Source organism: Collinsella aerofaciens, assembly GCF_040910245.1.
Taxonomy (GTDB): domain Bacteria; phylum Actinomycetota; class Coriobacteriia; order Coriobacteriales; family Coriobacteriaceae; genus Collinsella.
The window spans coordinates 1-1188 of the sequence record NZ_JBDGAY010000050.1; the positions used below are offsets into that span (position 1 = coordinate 1).

Annotated in this window: 1 protein-coding gene; it reads left to right on the top strand. The window is 75.3% G+C overall.

The genetic code is table 11. From position 1 onward, the window contains the following. Positions 1–259: 259 nt before the first annotated feature. Positions 260–1188, top strand: a 929-nt coding sequence (locus AB5Z20_RS09830; protein ID WP_368157180.1) for an IS110 family transposase, incomplete at its 3' end; no start/stop codon positions are given.

Genomic DNA, 1188 nt, shown 5'->3' on the forward strand with positions numbered 1-1188 from the left:
AAGAACGTCCATTACAGTCGAAATTGTCAGCCCGGGACCGTCTCGGGCTACGATTGAGGCGCGCCCAGAACGGGCCGCCGACCGGGCGCCCGCGCACGGCCGAACGTCCCTGCCCCCGAGAGGGCCAGTTGGGTGCTGCCGGCGCGGGACGCGCCGCCCCCGACGGCTGATAGGAAAGTGCCGGGCAGGTGCCGCGGCTGGTAATGTGAGTGCCGAGGGGGAGGCCATCCGGTCGAACGACTACCGGAAGGATACCACCGTGAAAGCGCCATCCACCAGACCCGCGGCCGTGCTCGGCCTGGACGTCGGCAAGTCGTCGCACTGGGCCTGCCTGATCGACCGCGACGGGGAGGTGCTGGCCAGCGCCCCCGTCCGCAACAGGGAGGCCGAGCTCGACGCGCTGTTCGCCTCCGCGCCCGCCGGCACGCTCGTCGTCGTCGACCAGTTCCGCAACATAGGGTCCCTCGCCGTGAGGCGGGCCCGCGCCGCGGGGCTCGGGGTCGCCTACCTGCCCGGGCTCGCCGCCAGCCGCGCCGCGGGCCTGTTCGCCGGCGAGGCCAAGACCGACGAGCGCGACGCCGCGGTGATCGCGCGGACCGCCCTGGGCGTGCCGGACTCCCTGTCGGGGGTCCCGGGCCGCGGCGAGGCCCTCGAGGCCGCCCGCGCCCTCTCGTCGCAGCGCGACCACGTCGTCGCCTGCGCGACCAGGGACAAGAACCGCCTGCGCGCGGTGCTGCTCGAGTCCTGCCCGGCCCTCGAGGCCGCGGTCGACCTGTCGGACCGGCGGTGGCTTGAGCTGCTCGCCGGGTTCGGCGGGGCGTGGGGGATCGCCCGCTCCGGGGCCGGGGGCCCGCGGGCCGAGGCCGCCGGGGAGTCCGCGGCCGCCTCCACCGCGCCCCCGCCGGCGCTCGTCGAGGCCGAGAACAGGCAGGTCAGGTTCCTGGCCGCCCGGATATCGGAGGCCCTCGACGAGGCCGGGGCCCTCGAGGCCGAGACGGCGGCGCTGCTCGAGGGCGACGAGACCTACGCGTGCCTGCTCACCGTGCCCGGCATCGGCCCGAGGACCGCGGCGCAGCTCGCGGTGTCGGTCGACATCGGGAGGTTCCCGGACCACGACCACCTGGCCTCGTACTGCGGCATAGCCCCGAGGGTGAGGAGCTCCGGCACGTCGGTGAGGTCGGTCAGGGC